The 16,588-nt window shown below is 62.1% G+C and carries 16 protein-coding genes; 4 read left to right on the top strand and 12 right to left on the bottom strand.

Annotation, left to right across the window (positions count from 1 at the left end; genetic code table 11):
- Window positions 1-2: 2 nt before the first annotated feature.
- The gene (locus ACFRFQ_RS10440; protein ID WP_378656541.1) at window positions 3-1,214 is read right to left on the bottom strand and encodes a TetR/AcrR family transcriptional regulator; all 1,212 of its coding nucleotides are present in this window, start codon (window positions 1,212-1,214) and stop codon (window positions 3-5) included.
- A 241-nt stretch (window positions 1,215-1,455) separates the two neighbouring features.
- Between ACFRFQ_RS10440 and ACFRFQ_RS10435 the strand changes: the two genes are divergently transcribed.
- Window positions 1,456-2,232 carry an enoyl-CoA hydratase gene (locus ACFRFQ_RS10435; RefSeq protein WP_378656538.1) on the top strand — a complete coding sequence of 259 codons (777 nt, stop codon included), beginning with the start codon at window positions 1,456-1,458 and terminating at the stop codon, window positions 2,230-2,232.
- A gap of 20 nt (window positions 2,233-2,252) precedes the next feature.
- Window positions 2,253-3,842: a fatty-acid--CoA ligase FadD5 gene (fadD5, locus tag ACFRFQ_RS10430; RefSeq protein ID WP_378656535.1), complete on the top strand. Its 1,590-nt coding sequence runs from the start codon at window positions 2,253-2,255 to the stop codon at window positions 3,840-3,842.
- Window positions 3,843-3,933: 91 nt separating this feature from the next.
- On the opposite strand, the gene ACFRFQ_RS10425 is transcribed toward fadD5, so the two are convergent.
- The 4 genes from ACFRFQ_RS10425 to ACFRFQ_RS10410 all read right to left on the bottom strand — a co-directional run bounded on the left by ACFRFQ_RS10425 (window position 3,934) and on the right by ACFRFQ_RS10410 (window position 9,201).
- Window positions 3,934-4,413, bottom strand: coding sequence for a nucleoside deaminase (locus ACFRFQ_RS10425; protein WP_378656532.1), 480 nt, complete (start codon window positions 4,411-4,413; stop codon window positions 3,934-3,936).
- A gap of 80 nt (window positions 4,414-4,493) precedes the next feature.
- Window positions 4,494-7,037 (bottom strand): ATP-dependent Clp protease ATP-binding subunit, encoded by a 2,544-nt coding sequence (locus ACFRFQ_RS10420; RefSeq protein ID WP_378656529.1) that lies wholly within the window; start codon window positions 7,035-7,037, stop codon window positions 4,494-4,496.
- Window positions 7,038-7,345: 308 nt separating this feature from the next.
- Window positions 7,346-8,239, bottom strand: a complete 894-nt coding sequence (locus tag ACFRFQ_RS10415; RefSeq protein ID WP_378656527.1) for an esterase/lipase family protein — start codon at window positions 8,237-8,239, stop codon at window positions 7,346-7,348.
- A 20-nt stretch (window positions 8,240-8,259) separates the two neighbouring features.
- Window positions 8,260-9,201 (bottom strand): esterase/lipase family protein, encoded by a 942-nt coding sequence (locus ACFRFQ_RS10410; RefSeq protein ID WP_378656524.1) that lies wholly within the window; start codon window positions 9,199-9,201, stop codon window positions 8,260-8,262.
- Window positions 9,202-9,504: 303 nt separating this feature from the next.
- On the opposite strand from ACFRFQ_RS10410, the gene ACFRFQ_RS10405 reads away from it, so the two are divergent.
- On the top strand, window positions 9,505-9,633 hold the full coding sequence (locus tag ACFRFQ_RS10405) for a hypothetical protein (protein WP_378656522.1): 129 nt from the start codon (window positions 9,505-9,507) through the stop codon (window positions 9,631-9,633).
- A 316-nt stretch (window positions 9,634-9,949) separates the two neighbouring features.
- Here ACFRFQ_RS10405 and ACFRFQ_RS10400 read toward each other — a convergent pair whose 3' ends face one another.
- From ACFRFQ_RS10400 to ACFRFQ_RS10390, 3 genes are all read right to left on the bottom strand, one after another.
- The gene (locus tag ACFRFQ_RS10400) at window positions 9,950-10,549 is read right to left on the bottom strand and encodes a hypothetical protein (RefSeq protein WP_378656519.1); all 600 of its coding nucleotides are present in this window, start codon (window positions 10,547-10,549) and stop codon (window positions 9,950-9,952) included.
- A gap of 243 nt (window positions 10,550-10,792) precedes the next feature.
- Window positions 10,793-12,304: a lysine--tRNA ligase gene (gene lysS, locus ACFRFQ_RS10395; protein ID WP_033236329.1), complete on the bottom strand. Its 1,512-nt coding sequence runs from the start codon at window positions 12,302-12,304 to the stop codon at window positions 10,793-10,795.
- A 509-nt stretch (window positions 12,305-12,813) separates the two neighbouring features.
- Window positions 12,814-13,032, bottom strand: a complete 219-nt coding sequence (locus ACFRFQ_RS10390; RefSeq protein ID WP_378656516.1) for a hypothetical protein — start codon at window positions 13,030-13,032, stop codon at window positions 12,814-12,816.
- An 80-nt stretch (window positions 13,033-13,112) separates the two neighbouring features.
- Here ACFRFQ_RS10390 and ACFRFQ_RS10385 point away from each other — a divergent pair, with 80 nt between their 5' ends.
- A complete protein-coding gene (locus ACFRFQ_RS10385; RefSeq protein WP_378656513.1) occupies window positions 13,113-14,072 on the top strand; it encodes an AraC family transcriptional regulator in 960 nt (319 codons plus the stop codon).
- 22 nt (window positions 14,073-14,094) lie between these two features.
- Here the strand turns inward: ACFRFQ_RS10385 and ACFRFQ_RS10380 are convergent, their stop codons facing one another.
- From ACFRFQ_RS10380 to panD, 4 genes are all read right to left on the bottom strand, one after another.
- On the bottom strand, window positions 14,095-14,517 hold the full coding sequence (locus tag ACFRFQ_RS10380) for a rhodanese-like domain-containing protein (protein WP_378656510.1): 423 nt from the start codon (window positions 14,515-14,517) through the stop codon (window positions 14,095-14,097).
- A 3-nt stretch (window positions 14,518-14,520) separates the two neighbouring features.
- Entirely contained in the window at window positions 14,521-15,033 is a 513-nt protein-coding gene (locus ACFRFQ_RS10375; RefSeq protein ID WP_378657394.1) for a cysteine dioxygenase, read from the bottom strand.
- A gap of 290 nt (window positions 15,034-15,323) precedes the next feature.
- Window positions 15,324-16,139: a type III pantothenate kinase gene (locus ACFRFQ_RS10370; protein ID WP_138871677.1), complete on the bottom strand. Its 816-nt coding sequence runs from the start codon at window positions 16,137-16,139 to the stop codon at window positions 15,324-15,326.
- Window positions 16,140-16,141: 2 nt separating this feature from the next.
- Window positions 16,142-16,588, bottom strand: coding sequence for an aspartate 1-decarboxylase (panD, locus tag ACFRFQ_RS10365; RefSeq protein WP_138871676.1), 447 nt, complete (start codon window positions 16,586-16,588; stop codon window positions 16,142-16,144).

Raw genomic sequence — 16,588 nt, 5'->3', positions numbered from 1 at the left:
GACTATCCGAGAAGTGTCACCGACAGAAGTGCCGCGACGCGTTCGGCTTCCGAGAATCGGACGACGCGGCCGACATCGAGAACCAATCCCAGTGCCGCGTGAACACGAAATCGAGCCGCCGCGACAGTGAGTTCGGGCCGGGCGTCGACGCACAGGTGCGCCCACTCCTCGACGTTGCGTCGCTGGATCTTCCGGAGCTCCTTGCGTGCGTCAGCAGGCAGATTTCCGACTTCCGCGAAATAGACGACAAGCAGCTCACTCTGAGCGAAGAAGACGGCAACGTACAGCTCCGCGAGTGTGTGTACTGCCTGCAACGGAGTCTCGGATTCCGCCAGGGCAGAGCCCAGCGTCTCGGACAATCGTTCGGAGGCCCGGTGAAAGGCTGCAGCGAGTAGGTCCGCCTTGCTCGGAAAATGCCGGTACACACTCGACGCGGTGATTCCGGCGGCGGCTCCGATTTCCTCGATACTGACCTCGTGATACCCCCGTTCGTAGAACAGCAGAACTGCTTCGTGAAGCAGCACTTCACGTTTCGATGTACGGACGAGCCCCGGAATTGACCTGACACCTGACGACGGCACCGCCGACGGGACTCTCGGCGGGAGTTCCATATCGATCACCGACCAGCAGATGGAGAGCATCAACGACTCGATCTGCTTGGACGGCAATGCCGATCGATGCGCCGTGACACTACCGATCACACTCAGGATCGCCGACGTGACGAGGTCGAGATCGGCGCGATCGAACTCCGGACGGACCGCGGACAACGGCTCGGATACCCGTCGGCGCAACGCATGCACCTCGCGGCGCAGGTTCTCGCGATCCTCCTTCTCGAGGTAGCGGCCTTCCCAACGATAAAGGGCACCTCTACGCCGATTCTCGAGGGTGACACCGATGACTGCAACCATGACGGATTGCAACTGTTGTCGTGGATCGTCACTCTTGCAGTGCGCCGAACCGGCCGCATCGAGCAGTGCCCGGGACAGGTTTTCGACCGCGTGAACGAACAAGGCGTACTTGGTCGGGAAATGACGGTACAGCGCCGGCCCCGACACCCCGACTGCGGACGCTATGTCGTCGATACCCACCGCGTGGTACCCGCGCTCACTGAATGCTTCGGCCGCAACCGCCGCGATCTGCGCCTTGCGATTCTTCGGCCGCGTACGCGAAGTGGATTCATCGCCGCGTGCGACGACGCGTGTGCGTCCCGGCATGAACCCTCCAGTCGTTTCACAGATACCGTATCGGATTCTCCGAACACCCTTGACACTGCCACTCGAGGTGTTATGTTAACCGATATTCGCACAATCTCGCAGGAAAGTTCATCACCGAATGATCTCTCCTGCAGCACGAGTTGCGTTCTACACCAACGGAACACATTTCACCCGATCGACCGCGAGAAGGAAGTTGTGTGCTGATGATTCGCCTGTGTTGTACCGCCCTCCCGAGCTCGTCATGACGTCGTCCACAGCCGGTCTCCTGACAGAACTCGACAACGGCATCCTGCGTTTGACCTTCAACCGTCCCGAACGCATGAACGCAGCCGACTTCGAGACCATGAAAAGTCTCATCGACGCGGTCACCGACGCCGGCGACAAACCGGATGTACGGACCATCGTCATCACCGGTGCAGGCCGCGCCTTCTGCACGGGAGCAGACCTCGCCGCTGTCACCACCAATCCGACAGACCCCCAGATCGTCATGGACACCGCAAATGCCGCGATCCGCGCTATCACCAGCACCTCTGTGCCCGTGATAGCCGCAGTCAACGGGCCTGCCGCGGGTGTCGGCGTCTCCATCGCTCTCGCCGCAGACCTGACCTATGCTGCCGAAAGCGCCTACTTCCTCATGTCTTTCGTCAACATCGGGCTCATGTCCGACGGCGGCGCCAGTGCATTGATTCCGGCAGCGATCGGCCGGGCGCGAGCCGCCGAGATGCTCCTGCTGGGTGAGCGCCTGTCCGCAACGGATGCAGCGCATTTCGGACTCGTCGCCAAAACCCTTCCCGACGATCAGTTCGCGGCACACATCGAGTCCGTCGCGAAGCGCACCAGCGCAGCGCCCCGCCGCGCTCTTCAACTCACCAAGGCCGCGCTCAACGCCGCAACACTCGATCGCATCGACTCAGCCCTGGAACTCGAAAAAGCTGGTCAAGCAGAACTTCTTGTCGGAGCCGACTTCGCCGAAGGCGCAACAGCAATGCTCCAGAAACGCGCACCCCACTTCAAGTGATTCACGAGAGGAAACAGTAGATGCCCTCCACCGATGCAGTCTCCGAGGCGCAGCGTTCACGCCGCACCAACTGGAACAATCAGGTCGCCAGGCACGCGCAGATGATTCCCGATCGCACCGCACTGCGATTCCTGGGCAATTCCATCTCCTGGAGCACTCTCGACACACGCGTCGAAAGACTCGCAGACGCGCTCTCCCGGCGCGGCGTCAGTTTCGGCGACCGCGTTCTGATCCTGATGCTCAACCGCCCCGAATACCTCGAAGTCGTTCTTGCCACCAACGCATTGGGCGCGATCGCTGTTCCGGTGAACTTCCGCCTGACCCCACCCGAGGTCGCCTACCTTGTCAACGATTCGGGCTCCAAAGTCATTGTTGCGGAAGGCCCGTTGGCTCCGTTGGCCGGCGCGGCCCGCGCGGCGTCCGAGGGCATCGACATCTCCATCACCGTGGGCGCACCCGCCGAGGGTGACAGCCTGAACTACGAGGACTTGATCAGCGAAGCGGGCGAGCAGCACGCGTTCGTCGACGTACCGGACGACACACCGGCGCTCATCATGTACACCTCGGGAACGACCGGACGCCCCAAAGGTTCCGTGCTCTCCCATTCCAACCTCGCGTCGCAAGCATTGACCTGCATTCGTGCCTTCCACCTGTTCAACGCCGATTCCATCGGCTTCTGCGCCTCGCCGATGTTCCACATCGCCGCCCTCGGTTCCATCGCACCCAGCCTGCAACTCGGCACTACGACGGTGATCCACCCGGTGGGCGCTTTCGACCCCGGTCAGCTTCTCGACATCCTCGAAGCCGAGAAAGTCACGAGCCTCTTCCTCGTGCCTGTGCAATGGCAGGCCGTGTGCGCAGTTCAGAAGGCGCAACCCCGAGCACTTTCGCTCAAGAACATCTCTTGGGGTGCCGCACCGTCGTCCGACACGATCTTGCGAGCAATGGCCGAAACCTTCCCAGACGCGTTCAACGTCGCAGTCTTCGGGCAAACCGAAATGTCCCCCATCACTTGCGTTCTCGACGGTGAAGACGCCATCCGTAAGCTCGGATCAGTCGGCCGGGTCATCCCGACCATCTCGGCCAGGGTCGTCGACGAGAACATGGACGACGTCGCAGCAGGAGACATCGGGGAAATTGTCTACCGTGGGCCCACGATGATGAGCGAGTACTGGAACAACCCCCAGGCCACCGCTGACGCCTTCCACGGTGGATGGTTTCACTCCGGCGATCTCGTTCGAGTCGACGACGAAGGATTTGTGTACGTCGTCGACCGTAAGAAGGACATGATCATCTCCGGCGGCGAAAATATCTACTGCGCCGAGGTCGAAAACGTTCTGTACGAGCACGAATTGATAGTCGAAGCTGCAGTCGTCGGGCGCCCCGACGCCAAATGGGGCGAGGTTCCGGTCGCGATCATCGCGATGGCGCCAGGTTCGGCTGTAGACCTGACCATCGAGGAACTGAGCACCTTCCTCAGTGATCGACTGGCCAGGTACAAGCACCCCAAGGACATCGTCGTCGTGGAAGCACTGCCGCGCAATGCAAGCGGCAAGGTCGTCAAGGGCGAACTGCGAGAGAAGGTTCGAGCAGTCGACACAGTTTCCTGACCGAACACAGTTACGGGCGAACACAGTTACGGGCGAACACAGTTACGGGCGGCACCTCCAGCGAGGTGCCGCCCGAAACTCATGTCCGCCTTCAAACGCTCCGAGAATGCAACTTCCGATGCAGTTCTTGCACCTGCGGTACCAACTCCGAAACCGGACCTTCGACAGGAATGTTCGGCGCCACCTCGTTGATCGGCAGCGACTTCACCGGCGCCGGAGCCACTCCCCAGTCGGTGAGCCATTCGCCCAACTGTGCTGAGGAGCAGATGTACACGATCCGGCCCAATCCCACCCACGCGTGCGCCGCGGAACACATCGGGCAATGCTCGCCGGAGGTGAATACCGTTGCCGTCGAGCGCTCTTCCGGAGTCAGATACTGCGCGGCCCACCGCGCCAACTCGAATTCCGGATGCCTGGTGCTGTCGCCGCCCGCAATTCGATTGCGGTCCTCCGCGAGAAATGTCCCGTCAGCGGCAGCAAGTACCGATCCGAACGGTTCGTCACCCTCGGCCAATGCCTCCGTGGCCAATTCGACGCAGCGACGCAGATGGCCCATCTCGATCTCGTTCATGTGTATGCCTTCCCCGTGATGCACAGAACGGGCGGCACCGGTAAAGGTGCCGCCCGTTCTCGTTTACTGCTCTGTACTACTTACTCTGCGGCGCTTTCGCTTTCGCCTGCCTTGGACAGTTCGATCGGCGGTGCGTCCGGCACATCGATCGGCTTCTTCGTAGGCGTGAACGTGAACTTCGCGTCCTCGCCCGAGCCTTCGCCGTCCCAGCCTTCGACGTCGACGAGCACGATGTGTCCCGGTCCGATCTCTCCGAAGAGGATCTTCTCCGACATCTGGTCCTCGATCTCGCGCTGGATGGTGCGACGCAGCGGCCGCGCACCCAGTACCGGATCGAATCCGCGCTTGGCCAGAAGCGACTTGGCCTTGTCGGTGACCTCCATGGCCATGTCCTTGTTCTTGAGCGCAGCCTCGACGCGAGCCAGCATCAGGTCCACCATCTGAACGATCTGATCGTTCGTGAGCTGATGGAACACGACGATGTCGTCGATACGGTTCAAGAACTCGGGGCGGAAGTGCTTCTTCAGCTCGTCGTGCACCTTGAGCTTCATGCGCTCGTAGTTCGAGCCGGTGCCCGTTCCCGAGCTGAAGCCCAGGCCGACAGCCTTGGAGATATCCGACGTACCGAGGTTGGACGTGAAGATCAGCACCGTGTTCTTGAAGTCGACGGTACGACCCTGACCGTCTGTGAGACGGCCGTCCTCGAGCACCTGCAGGAGGGTGTTGTAGATCTCCTGGTGTGCCTTCTCGATCTCGTCGAACAGCACCACGCTGAACGGCTTGCGACGCACCTTCTCGGTGAGCTGGCCGCCCTCTTCGTATCCGACGTACCCGGGAGGGGCACCGAACAGACGCGAAGCGGTGAAGCGGTCGTGGAACTCGCCCATGTCGATCTGGATCAGAGCGTCGTCGTCACCGAACAGGAAGTTGGCGAGCGACTTCGCGAGCTCCGTCTTACCGACACCGGACGGGCCGGCGAAGATGAACGAGCCCGAGGGACGCTTGGGATCCTTCAGACCTGCACGCGTACGACGGATCGCCTTCGAGACGGACTTGACTGCCTCTTCCTGGCCGATGATCCGCTTGTGCAGTTCCTCTTCCATGCGGAGCAGACGAGTGGTCTCCTCCTCGGTGAGCTTGAAGACGGGGATGCCGGTCCAGTTGCCCAGAACCTCGGCGATCTGCTCGTCGTCGACCTCGGCGATGACATCGAGGTCGCCCGCACGCCACTGCTTCTCACGCTCAGCGCGCTGAGCGACGAGGGTCTTCTCCTTGTCACGCAAGTTCGCGGCCTTCTCGAAGTCCTGCGCGTCGATCGCGGACTCCTTCTCGCGACGCGCGTCGGCGATGCGATCGTCGAATTCGCGCAGGTCCGGCGGTGCAGTCATCCGACGGATGCGCATTCGCGCGCCCGCCTCGTCGATGAGGTCGATCGCCTTGTCCGGCAAGAAACGGTCGTTGATGTAGCGGTCGGCCAGCGTCGCAGCTGCCACGAGAGCGCCGTCCGTGATGGACACACGGTGGTGAGCTTCGTAGCGATCACGAAGACCCTTGAGGATCTCGATGGTGTGCTCGACGGTGGGCTCGCCCACCTGAACGGGCTGGAAACGACGCTCGAGAGCGGCATCCTTCTCGATGTACTTGCGGTACTCGTCGAGAGTGGTGGCACCGATGGTCTGCAGCTCACCGCGGGCAAGCTTGGGCTTGAGGATGGAGGCCGCGTCGATAGCGCCCTCGGCCGCGCCCGCACCCACGAGAGTGTGCAGCTCGTCGATGAACAGGATGATGTCGCCGCGAGTGTTGATCTCCTTGAGAACCTTCTTCAGGCGCTCTTCGAAGTCACCGCGGTAACGGCTACCGGCCACGAGCGACCCGAGGTCGAGCGTGTACAGCTGCTTGTCCTTGAGCGTCTCGGGGACCTCACCGTTGACGATTGCCTGAGCCAGGCCCTCGACGACAGCGGTCTTACCGACACCGGGTTCACCGATGAGGACCGGGTTGTTCTTGGTACGACGCGAGAGAACCTGCATGACACGCTCGATTTCCTTCGAGCGGCCGATGACCGGGTCCAGCTTGCCTTCGAGGGCAGCTTGCGTCAGGTTGCGACCGAACTGGTCGAGCACGAGCGAGGTGGACGGCGTGCCGGCCTCTCCGCGGGTGCCACCGGTTTCGGTGGGCTCTTTGCCTTGGTAGCCCGACAGCAGCTGAATAACCTGCTGGCGGACGCGGTTGAGATCGGCACCGAGCTTGACCAGAACCTGCGCTGCTACGCCCTCACCCTCGCGGATGAGGCCGAGCAGGATGTGCTCTGTGCCGATGTAGTTGTGTCCGAGCTGCAGCGCCTCGCGCAGACTCAGCTCCAGGACCTTCTTGGCACGCGGCGTGAAGGGGATGTGACCGGACGGAGCCTGCTGGCCCTGGCCGATGATCTCCTCGACCTGGCTGCGGACTCCCTCGAGGGAGATACCCAACGACTCCAACGACTTGGCGGCAACACCTTCGCCCTCGTGAATGAGGCCGAGGAGGATGTGCTCCGTACCGATGTAGTTGTGGTTGAGCATCCTGGCTTCTTCTTGAGCCAGGACAACAACGCGCCGCGCGCGATCGGTGAACCTCTCGAACATCGCTCTCCCTCACACTCTCCGGCGGGCAGGTTCGAGACCGGATGTCTCGTCCCTGGTCGCCGCGTTTCGCTCCGGCACTACAGACTGATCGCCTCGCCGGTCAGCAGACATCACGCCTACGAATCGACTGAGGTTGCACGACCCCACTTATTACTCTAGAGGGCTCGAAGTCCACCTGCTGCTCCTCCACCCGATTGGCAGGGGATACCGGCTTACCTACATCTCACAACGTCGCAGCTCCGGCAATCGTTTCCCGGTTCCTGTACGCCTGAAGCGAACAGGTACGCAGATCGAGTTCAACGTCGAAATCAGCCGATTACCGGGAGCACTCGATCACACGGGATTTCCCGGGCCGTCGACGGATCGAGAGCCTCGAGCGTCAACACCGCCGTTCTCTGCGACGCCACCACGGCAATGTGGTCCGACCGGTCTTGCTCGCAACCGTCCTGCACCACGATGTTGGACGCATTCGACGCCGCGAGTATTCCGCTGGTGTACGGAACCACAACTTGGTCGTAGCGCGTCACGATGTTGGTGTACTCGACACTATCCGCATAAACACCCGCGTCACGCAGCTCGGACACAAAGCTCGCATTGTCGAAATCCGGACCGCCGACGCCTTTCGGTGGACCGACTTCGGAGCCGTTCCACAGCGGAGCGATCGACACGATCTTCGAGACCTTGCCCTCACCGCCGAGGAACCTGGTGTAGTAGCCACTGACCGTCGTCCCCTGCGAATGTCCGACGAGATCGACTGTCGAGGCACCCGTTGCCGCCAATACGTCGTCGACGAAGTCCGACAACTGCTGCGCACTCTCCGGAAGCGGTGCGAGGCCGCCTGCCGCCGACAACGGCCATGGCAGGTCGGACCGATTCCCGAACGTCAGTGCAAAAACGCAGTAGCCCTCATTCGCGAGAACCGGTGCAAGTACCGCCCAGTTGGTCTGACGGTTTGCCGCAGTTCCGTGAACGAGAACCACTGGATCGGGATGAGCCACCGAAGGTACGCACGAGAAGTTGTTGGTTCCCGGTGCCGAGCCACCGGGGTTGAGCGCTTCCAGCGCAATACCGCCGGCGAAGCCGAACGGGACGGGCAGCGCTGCGCTCGCCGGCGGTGGGGTCGCCGACGCTGTTTCCGGCGCCGCAGCAGCCCCCAGTACTGCTGCCGCAACCGCCGCGCAGGCTACCGCCCGTATGCCCATCGCACGCCTCCACGCTCTGCTCAACCCACGATGGGCCACACCGGATTACACGGTACCGGTCGCGGGTGCAGCGGATCGAGCGCATTGAGAGCAAATGCCGCAGCGCGCAACGATGCTGCAATGGCGAGGTGATCGGAGATGTCTTGCTCACAACCGTCCTGGACGACGATATTGGTGGCGTTCGGCCCAGTCTCGAGACCATTTGTGTACGGAAGAACCAGCTCGTCGTATCGCGTCGCGATATTCGTGTACCGAACACCCGGCGCGTAAACGCCACCGGCACGAAGATTCTCGATGAACTCCGATCCCGCACCCATGTTCAAACAGGCCTTACAGATCGGGAATCCGGCCTGCGCCGCCTCGGATACCCCGAGATCACGCATGGAGCGCCCGATGCTGACCTGCTCATTTCCGAGCGTTCCCTTCCACAGCGGCGCCACAGACACGATGTTGTCCACCTTGTCGGCCCCACCGAGGAACTTCGCGTAATAGCCGTTGATGATCGTGCCCTGCGAATGTCCGATCAGATCCACCGACGATGCGCCCGTAGCCCCCAGAACCTGATCGACGAAGCTAGCCAATTGCGCTGCACTGGAGGGAATTTCCTGCATCCCACCGATCGCCGACAGCGGCCACGGCTGGTCCGGAAAGTTGCCGTAGGTCAGCGCGAAAACGCAATAGCCCTCGTTGGCGAGGAGCGGCGAATAAGTGGCCCAGTTGGTCTGCCTGTTTCCACCCGTGCCGTGCACGAGCACAACGGGATTAGGATGCTGTTCCGTTGGCCTGCAAGAGAAGTCGTTGGACCCGGGAGCCGAACCGCCAGGATTGCCCAGCTCCTGGGGAACGCCGGCCAGAAACGCAGTGGGCACGGGCAACGGCACCTGCGCCGACGCCGTGGACCCGATTCCGATGAGCATCATCGCGGCAAGAACCGCTCCCCCGAACACCCTGATTCTGCGCACGATCGACTCCTCTGACGGCAGATACGAACCGTGCAGACGCTAACAAACTAGAACGCGTTATCAATCAGTTTCCGGAAAACGTGCCCACAATGTGTTGATTCCACCCACCCCTGATCGAGATCACCCGTCGACGTTTCGGGCAGGTACGGTCCAGTCTCGGTGACGAAAGCGAGTTGGCCGCGCTGTCGCTGTTGATGGGCACCCGGAACGAGTACACCTGCCGCGACCCGTGCTCGGCACCGAGATCGGTTCCGGTGATGGCGCTCAACGAGATTCGCGAGATGCCCCGAAGATCAAGCGCTGATGATGTTCCACAATGCCAAGCCGATGAACGTGCGCCTGCCGTCGGTCTGGGATGCTACCGACCTCGCCAAGCGGGTTCGGGCGAATCAGTCGACGTTCGACGAATTCTGCTCGAAGAGTGCCCGTTGAACAGCGAATCGGCGTTGGCTCCGTGGGAGAGTCCGGGCCCTTGGAAGAAGGGACTCCGCTCTGTGGATCTGCGACAGTCCCAATGGAGTGCGCACGTTTCTGCGTCTCACTCCCGTCCGTTGCCGGGGCATTGATCGGTGAGACAGTCCCCGAATAAAGTTGCCTCCGCCCCATATGGGTGGAGGCTGTGAATTTCAGCGGTAAATGGCACAGTCCTGGTAGTTGAAAATGGCATGTTAGCTGAGGCCTGTGCTCCGACGAGGCTTCTTGTGTCTGGTTCGCAGACCCGAATACCGTCCTGGCCTTGGGACAACCGCTACTGCTGGAAACGTGCAGCCAGCCGGCTGCGTCTATTGGCCAGCCAAGCACCCCGAGCGAGCATCAGCACGCCCAGAGCGAGACCCCACCCGATCTCCGAGAGCACCACGCCCACTCCTGCCTGGCCGGTGACATCGGCGCTGGCGTTCACGCTGAATGCAGTCGTGAACCCTGCGGCCGTGCCCGCGGCGGCTGCGAGTCCGCCGGCCATCGCCCAGCGAGAGAGGTGAGCCGCGGCGAGACACACCAGCACCGTCGTTATTCCACAGGCGATCACTTGCCAGGTGGGGAACTGGTTCGGTGACGGTAGGCCGGGGCCGCGGAACTCTCCGTTGTAGTCGGCAGACCAACTCAGCCAACCCATACAGGACAGGAATCCCAGGGGAAACGCGATCAGACTGGTTGCCCACAGCCCCAACCTGCCACTGCCCGTATATGTCTCGGCCGAACTATCACGGCCCGGGGTGTGGTGCAGTCCGGCCTGCTCTGATCGCAAGGCAGACCGGATGATGCCGGCGCCGATCACGGTGGGCACACCCACGAAGATAAATACACTCCAGAGGAACTGTGACCAGGAAAAGTCGAAATCAACATCCATGGCTGGAGTATGCACCTGTACGACACCCGCAGATGGCAGCGCCGTGTCCGCGAACAGTGCGTGGCGGCCGGTCATGGAACGCGGATCGATCGTCGCGAGCACTTTTTTCGCGTGGCTACGGCCTCGACGGAGGGGACCGCGGACAGCGCGGTGGGCTGGCTTGGCTGAGCCGCCGAACAATCCCTCCGGGGACAGAAAAGGGTTCGGCCGCAACACTGTGTGGCCGAACCCTTTTCAGGAAATCTAGCGAGCAGACGGACGAACGATCGGGAAGAGGATCGTCTCGCGAATACCGAGGCCGGTGAGCGCCATCAGCAGGCGGTCGATTCCCATTCCGGTTCCCGTGGTCGGCGGCATGCCTTGCTCCATCGCGGCGAGGAACTCCTCGTCCAGCACCATCGCTTCGTCATCGCCAGCGGATGCGAGACGCGCCTGGTCGACAAAACGCTCACGCTGGATGACCGGGTCGACCAGCTCGGAGTAGCCGGTCGCCAACTCGAATCCGCGGATGTAGAGGTCCCACTTCTCGGTGACACCCTTCTTGCTGCGGTGATCACGGGTCAGGGGCGACGTCTCGACCGGGAAGTCACGGACGAACGTCGGCACGTACAGCTGATCGCCGCACTGGTGCTCCCACAGTTCCTCGACGAGCTTGCCGTGGCCGTAACCCTTGTCCTTGGGAACCTCGAGGCCGACCTTCTCCGCCAGAGCGAGAAGCTCGTCGACCGTCGTATCCGGGGTGACCTCGGTGCCGATGGCCGCCGACAACGACGGGTACATCTCGAGAACCTGCCACTCGCCACTGACGTCGTACTCGGAACCGTCGGCGAGGGTGAGGACCTGAGTGCCGAATGCTTCCTGCGCAACTTCCTGGACGAGCTCACGAATCATCTTCGCGGAATCGTCGTACGTGCCGTAGGCCTCGTACGTCTCGAGCATTGCGAACTCGGGCGAGTGGGTGGAGTCGACGCCTTCGTTGCGGAAGTTTCGGTTGATCTCGAAGACCTTCTCGATACCGCCGACGACGCAACGCTTGAGGAACAGTTCCGGCGCGATACGCAGGTACAGGTCGATGTCGAGAGCGTTCGAGTGCGTGACGAACGGGCGAGCTGCCGCGCCGCCGTGCAGCGTCTGCAGCATCGGCGTCTCGACCTCGAGGAAGCCGCGGCTCTCGAGCGCATTGCGCAGTGCGCGGACGACAGCAACACGCTTGCGGGCGTTGTCGCGGGCTTCGGGGCGAACGATCAGGTCCGCGTAGCGCTGACGCACGCGGGACTCTTCGCTCATCTCCTTGTGCGCGACCGGCAGGGGCCGCAGCGCCTTGGATGCGATCTGCCACGCGTCGGCCATCACGCTGAGCTCGCCGCGACGGGAGCTGATGACCTCACCGTGGATGAAGACGAAGTCGCCGAGGTCGACGTCGGACTTCCAGGCGGCCAGTGCCTCTTCGCCGACGCCGGCGAGGCTGATCATGGCCTGCAGCTGGGTGCCGTCACCTTCTTGCAGAGTCGCGAAGCACAGCTTGCCGGTGTTGCGCATGAAGATGACGCGGCCGACGACGCCGACAATCACGCCGGTAGCGGTGTCAGCTTCGAGTTCCGGGAACTCTGCGCGGATCTGCGCGAGCGTGTGGGTGCGATCGACCGAGACCGGGTACGCCTCCTGCCCCTGCGCGAGGATCCGTTCACGCTTCTCGCGCCGGATACGGAGCTGCTCGGGGGTGTCGTCGACTGGCTGGGCTTCTACATCACTCACGGGGTACAAGACTACTGGGCCGTGTCCACCGCGTTTGTTGCTGGTAGCACCGCGGCCGCCGCGAGCACGATTCCCGACAGCACGTAAAGCCCGACCCTGACGTGATTCCACAGAGTCCAAGCCGCCTCGTACGACGCCCATGCGGCTGCGTCGGTAGCGCTGACCGAGGCAAACGCGTCGTTGCGGGACGTGGTAGATCGCGGTCACCGCGAACGCCGCGAGTACCCCGATGCAGCCGACAACAGCGAGCACCCAGCCGTTCGGTCTGGAAATCGATGCCCAGATTCCGGCGAGGAGTGCAGTCAGCGCTGATCCGATGAGCGGCAGCATCAAGGCGCTCCGTGGCGCTTCGACGTTGATCGCCTGCATCGACGTGATCGCAGTCTGCGCATCCACCGATCGCAGGGCAGGCATCACGAAGGAAGAGAACGCAAACAACGCACCGCCGGCGACGAGCGCGCCGAGCGCCGTCCCGCCGACCAGCAGCTCCAGAATGATCTCGGACTTCTTCACGACCAAACCCCCGTTCGAGCGGTCTCGGCGGCAAAAGTAGTGAAATCGCGTGCGGGACTTTCCAGCAACTCCGGACCTGTCACCTCGAGGATTCGACCGGGGAGGTCGGTTCGAGTCCACACTCCCGCCGCCGTGAGCCTGTGAGCAACGCGCGCACCGGTCTTGCCGGCACCACCGATCACTACCGCCGATTGAATTTCACTTGTTGAAGTCATGAACTCATTCGACCGCGCGACGGCAATACGATCCATAGTCGAAGATCGCAAAAACATACGCCAGCGTCTACCGTCGAATCATGGATGCACTGTCGATGATGCTGGCAGGATCCCGAGCGGAAGGTGCATTTCTGCTGCGCTCGTTGCTCGATCCGCCGTGGTCACTACGTATCGAGGACCATGCACCCGTCACCGTACTGGTTCTGGTTCGCGGCACCGCAGTCGTCGTCTCCGACGCCGGGCAGACCGAGAATCTCGGGGCCGGCGACGTGGCACTTCTGCGAGGTCCTGATCCGTATACAGTCGCTGATCAACCCGGCACCCCGATCCACGTACTCATCGACGAAGCGCAGAACTGCGCCACTGTCGACGGCACACCACTCGAGGACATGTCAGCGCTCGGAGTTCGTACGTGGGGCAACTCGACAAGCGGCAAGACCGTCATGCTCACGGGCACATATCGTTTGGACTCCTACGTCAGCCGCCAGATCCTCGACAGCCTGACACCTGTCGCGGTAGTGCGACACAGCATCGAAACCGTGCCGATGACAACGCTTCTGGAGCAACAGATCGCCTCCGACGGACCAGGGCAGGAGGTGTTGTTGGACAGGCTCCTGGACCTGGTCCTGATCTCAGCGGTCCGGACCTGGTTCGCCGAGAACCCGGATCGATCACCGCGGTGGACCAAAGCCTACGAAGATCCCGTCGTCGGGCATGCCTTGAGGCTCATACACAATCGGCCGGAGCACCCCTGGACGGTCGCGAGTTTGGCCCAGGAAGCCGGCAGTTCGCGAGCAGCCTTTGCTCGCCGGTTCACCAACCTCATGAGTATCGGGCCGGTTGGGTACCTGACCGAGTGGCGACTGTCCGTGGCCGCGGATCTACTCGCGGACCCGGCACGAACGGTGTCGTCGATCGCGCGAGAAGTGGGCTACTCGAGCCCCTTTGCCCTCACGACCGCGTTCACCCGCCATCACGGAGTGAGCCCGAAGATGTACCGCCAGACTCGCTGTGCGCCTTTGTTAACCGCCCGCGGTTAACAAAGGCGCACAGCAGAGCACGTCAGTGAGCGGAAACCGCCGCCAACTCACGGGTGCAATGACGCACTCCGCTGAGAGCACCGAGCAAGCCTGCAGCCTTGATCGCCTTGTATCCGCCAACCAGGTCGGTGGCGTTGCGCAGGCCGAGCTGCTGCAACGACGCAGCGGCCAAGCTGGAGGTGTAGCCCTCCGAGCACACGATCACCCACTCGACGTCGTGGTCTGTCGCGAGTGCGAGGTGCGCGCTACTGGTGGGATCGAGACGCCACTCGAGGACGTTCCGCTCGATCGCGAGGGCGCCGGGAAGGGTTCCCTCGATCGCGCGCTGCGCCTGCGGACGAATGTCGACGAAGATTGCTCCGCGGTGGAAAGCCTCGGTGAGCTGGAAGACATACATGCGATCGATCTGCGAACGGGCGTCGTCAAGCATCTGGTCGATAGTCATTTTTCAGGCTCCCTCGGGCTGGTCGGTCAGCTCGGTACGTGTGCGTCGAAGTGTGTTGTTGTCCGTCACTTCGTAGTAGGACATTGCCGTCAAGGGCGGCGAGTAGGCATGGATGCTCAAAGTTGGTGAATCAGAGCTGATTTCGATCGGAGAGTTGGGCTGCGGCTGCGTCCAGACGACGTCGTGAACCCACCCGAGCTGGAATGCCGCCTGATCGCCGGCGTCGAGTTGACGCTCCACCAATTCTTCGCCGGCCCAACGATATTCGGTGAGCGAACCACTGAGAACAGTTAGTGCACCGAACGAACCTGCGTGGTCGTGCAATTCGGTGTTATGTTCCGGAACCCAACTGATGAGCCAGACGTCGACGTCGTCGTCGGCATACAAGCGGGTGGACCACCGCTCGACCGTCGGGAACGCCTCGGGAATGAGGTGATCGAAACGCCCGTCGAGAACACCGTTGGCACCCTCGTCAGTGAGGCGCAGAAGGTCGGCCGGACGCAAGCGAGTGGGCAGTGACGCCCGGTTCTGGCGCCGTCCAGACGAACCGCGATTAGCAGCATTACCTGCGGAAACACCGCGACTAGATGCAAGCGTAGGGGTCAAAACAGAGAGATCTGCAGAATATGTGGGTAGCACGAGCTAGCTCCAAGGAGATGTGAATTGGTCAAGGCAGCGGTCAGCCTCGACAACACTCCTGAGCACTCATGCAGCGATTCACGTTGACCATTGTGGCACAACTTCCGCGATCGCGAAACCTGCGGAGTAAATCTCCTGCGTCACACAGGCGCGTCACACATACAAGGTCACGCTATCGGCCGACGGCCCGATCCCCGACGCGCCTGATTGCGCTCGAACACCAACCGCAAACCCTCGAGCGTCAGATCCCGTTCGAGGTGCTCGATAGTGGCGGATTCCGGAATGATCAGCGGCGCACTGTCTCCCGTGGCGATAACCGCGACGTCCGAGCCGCCGAACTCCGGCAACTCCTCACGAACGCGTCGTACCAATCCGTCGACAAGGCCGGCAAAGCCGAACACCGCTCCGGACTGCATGCACTCCACGGTGTTCTTTCCGACCACCGAACGCGGACGCACCAACTCCACTTTCCGCAATGCGGCAGACTGCGACGCCAATGCATCGGTCGAGATCTCGAGCCCCGGTGCGATACAGCCGCCGAGGAACTCACCCTTGGCGGATACGACGTCGATACACGTCGACGTTCCGAAATCGACGACGATGCACGGACCCTCGTAAAGATAGTGCGCAGCAAGGCTGTTCACTATCCTGTCGGCGCCCACCTCTTTGGGATTGTCGACCAGGAGCGGCACCCCGGTTCGCACGCCTGGTTCGACCACAACGTGCGGGACATGTCCCCAGTACCGCTCGAGCATCACGCGAATCTCACGCAGCACAGACGGCACGGTCGACAACGCCGCAACGCCGGTGATCTGATCGACGTGCTGCCCCAGCAGCCCGCGGAACGTCAACGCCAACTCGTCAGCCGTCATCCTCGAATCGGTTCGCATCCGCCAGTCCTGCAACAACTTCGAATACTCACCGACCCCGGAGAACAATCCCAGAACGATGTTGGTGTTCCGCACATCGACCGTGAGCAGCACGGTTAGACCAGACTGGATTCGCGCTCGGCGTCCAAGGTCGACAGCATGCGAGGAGTGATCAGACCGGAGCCTTCAGGTGCGTGCGCCGGATCGGAACCAAGTTCCACCTGATTGTTGTCGGCGTCCACGAACACGACGCGCGGAGCGTACTCCTTGATTTCCTGTTCGTTCATCACGCCGTACGCAATGAGGATCACGAGGTCGCCAGGCTTGACCAGATGCGCTGCCGCACCGTTGATTCCGATGACTCCGCTGCCGCGCTCACCCGCAATGACGTAAGTCTCGAGGCGGGCACCGTTGTCGATGTCCACGATGCACACCTGCTCACCTTCGAGCAGATCGGCGGCATCCATCAGATCCTCGTCGACCGTGACCGAACCGACGTAATGCAGATCGGCGTGAGTCACCGTCGCGCGGTGGATCTTCGACTTCATCATCGTGCGAAACAT

It is taken from the genome of Rhodococcus sp. NPDC056743 (assembly GCF_042790355.1).
Lineage (GTDB): Bacteria > Actinomycetota > Actinomycetes > Mycobacteriales > Mycobacteriaceae > Rhodococcus_F.
The sequence above is the reverse complement of the archived record's forward strand: the minus strand, read 5'-3'. Positions and strand labels throughout refer to the sequence as shown.

Bases quoted from the DNA above. Each gene is read 5' to 3' on its own strand.
- ACFRFQ_RS10440 (WP_378656541.1), bottom strand. From the start codon at position 1,214: ATGCCGGGACGCACACGCGTCGTCGCACGCGGCGATGAATCCACTTCG.
- ACFRFQ_RS10435 (WP_378656538.1), top strand. From the start codon at position 1,456: ATGACGTCGTCCACAGCCGGTCTCCTGACAGAACTCGACAACGGCATC.
- fadD5 (WP_378656535.1), top strand. From the start codon at position 2,253: ATGCCCTCCACCGATGCAGTCTCCGAGGCGCAGCGTTCACGCCGCACC.
- ACFRFQ_RS10425 (WP_378656532.1), bottom strand. From the start codon at position 4,413: ATGAACGAGATCGAGATGGGCCATCTGCGTCGCTGCGTCGAATTGGCC.
- ACFRFQ_RS10420 (WP_378656529.1), bottom strand. From the start codon at position 7,037: ATGTTCGAGAGGTTCACCGATCGCGCGCGGCGCGTTGTTGTCCTGGCT.
- ACFRFQ_RS10415 (WP_378656527.1), bottom strand. From the start codon at position 8,239: ATGGGCATACGGGCGGTAGCCTGCGCGGCGGTTGCGGCAGCAGTACTG.
- ACFRFQ_RS10405 (WP_378656522.1), top strand. From the start codon at position 9,505: ATGATGTTCCACAATGCCAAGCCGATGAACGTGCGCCTGCCGTCGGTC.
- ACFRFQ_RS10400 (WP_378656519.1), bottom strand. From the start codon at position 10,549: ATGGATGTTGATTTCGACTTTTCCTGGTCACAGTTCCTCTGGAGTGTA.
- ACFRFQ_RS10390 (WP_378656516.1), bottom strand. From the start codon at position 13,032: ATGACTTCAACAAGTGAAATTCAATCGGCGGTAGTGATCGGTGGTGCC.
- ACFRFQ_RS10385 (WP_378656513.1), top strand. From the start codon at position 13,113: ATGGATGCACTGTCGATGATGCTGGCAGGATCCCGAGCGGAAGGTGCA.
- ACFRFQ_RS10380 (WP_378656510.1), bottom strand. From the start codon at position 14,517: ATGACTATCGACCAGATGCTTGACGACGCCCGTTCGCAGATCGATCGC.
- panD (WP_138871676.1), bottom strand. From the start codon at position 16,588: ATGTTTCGCACGATGATGAAGTCGAAGATCCACCGCGCGACGGTGACT.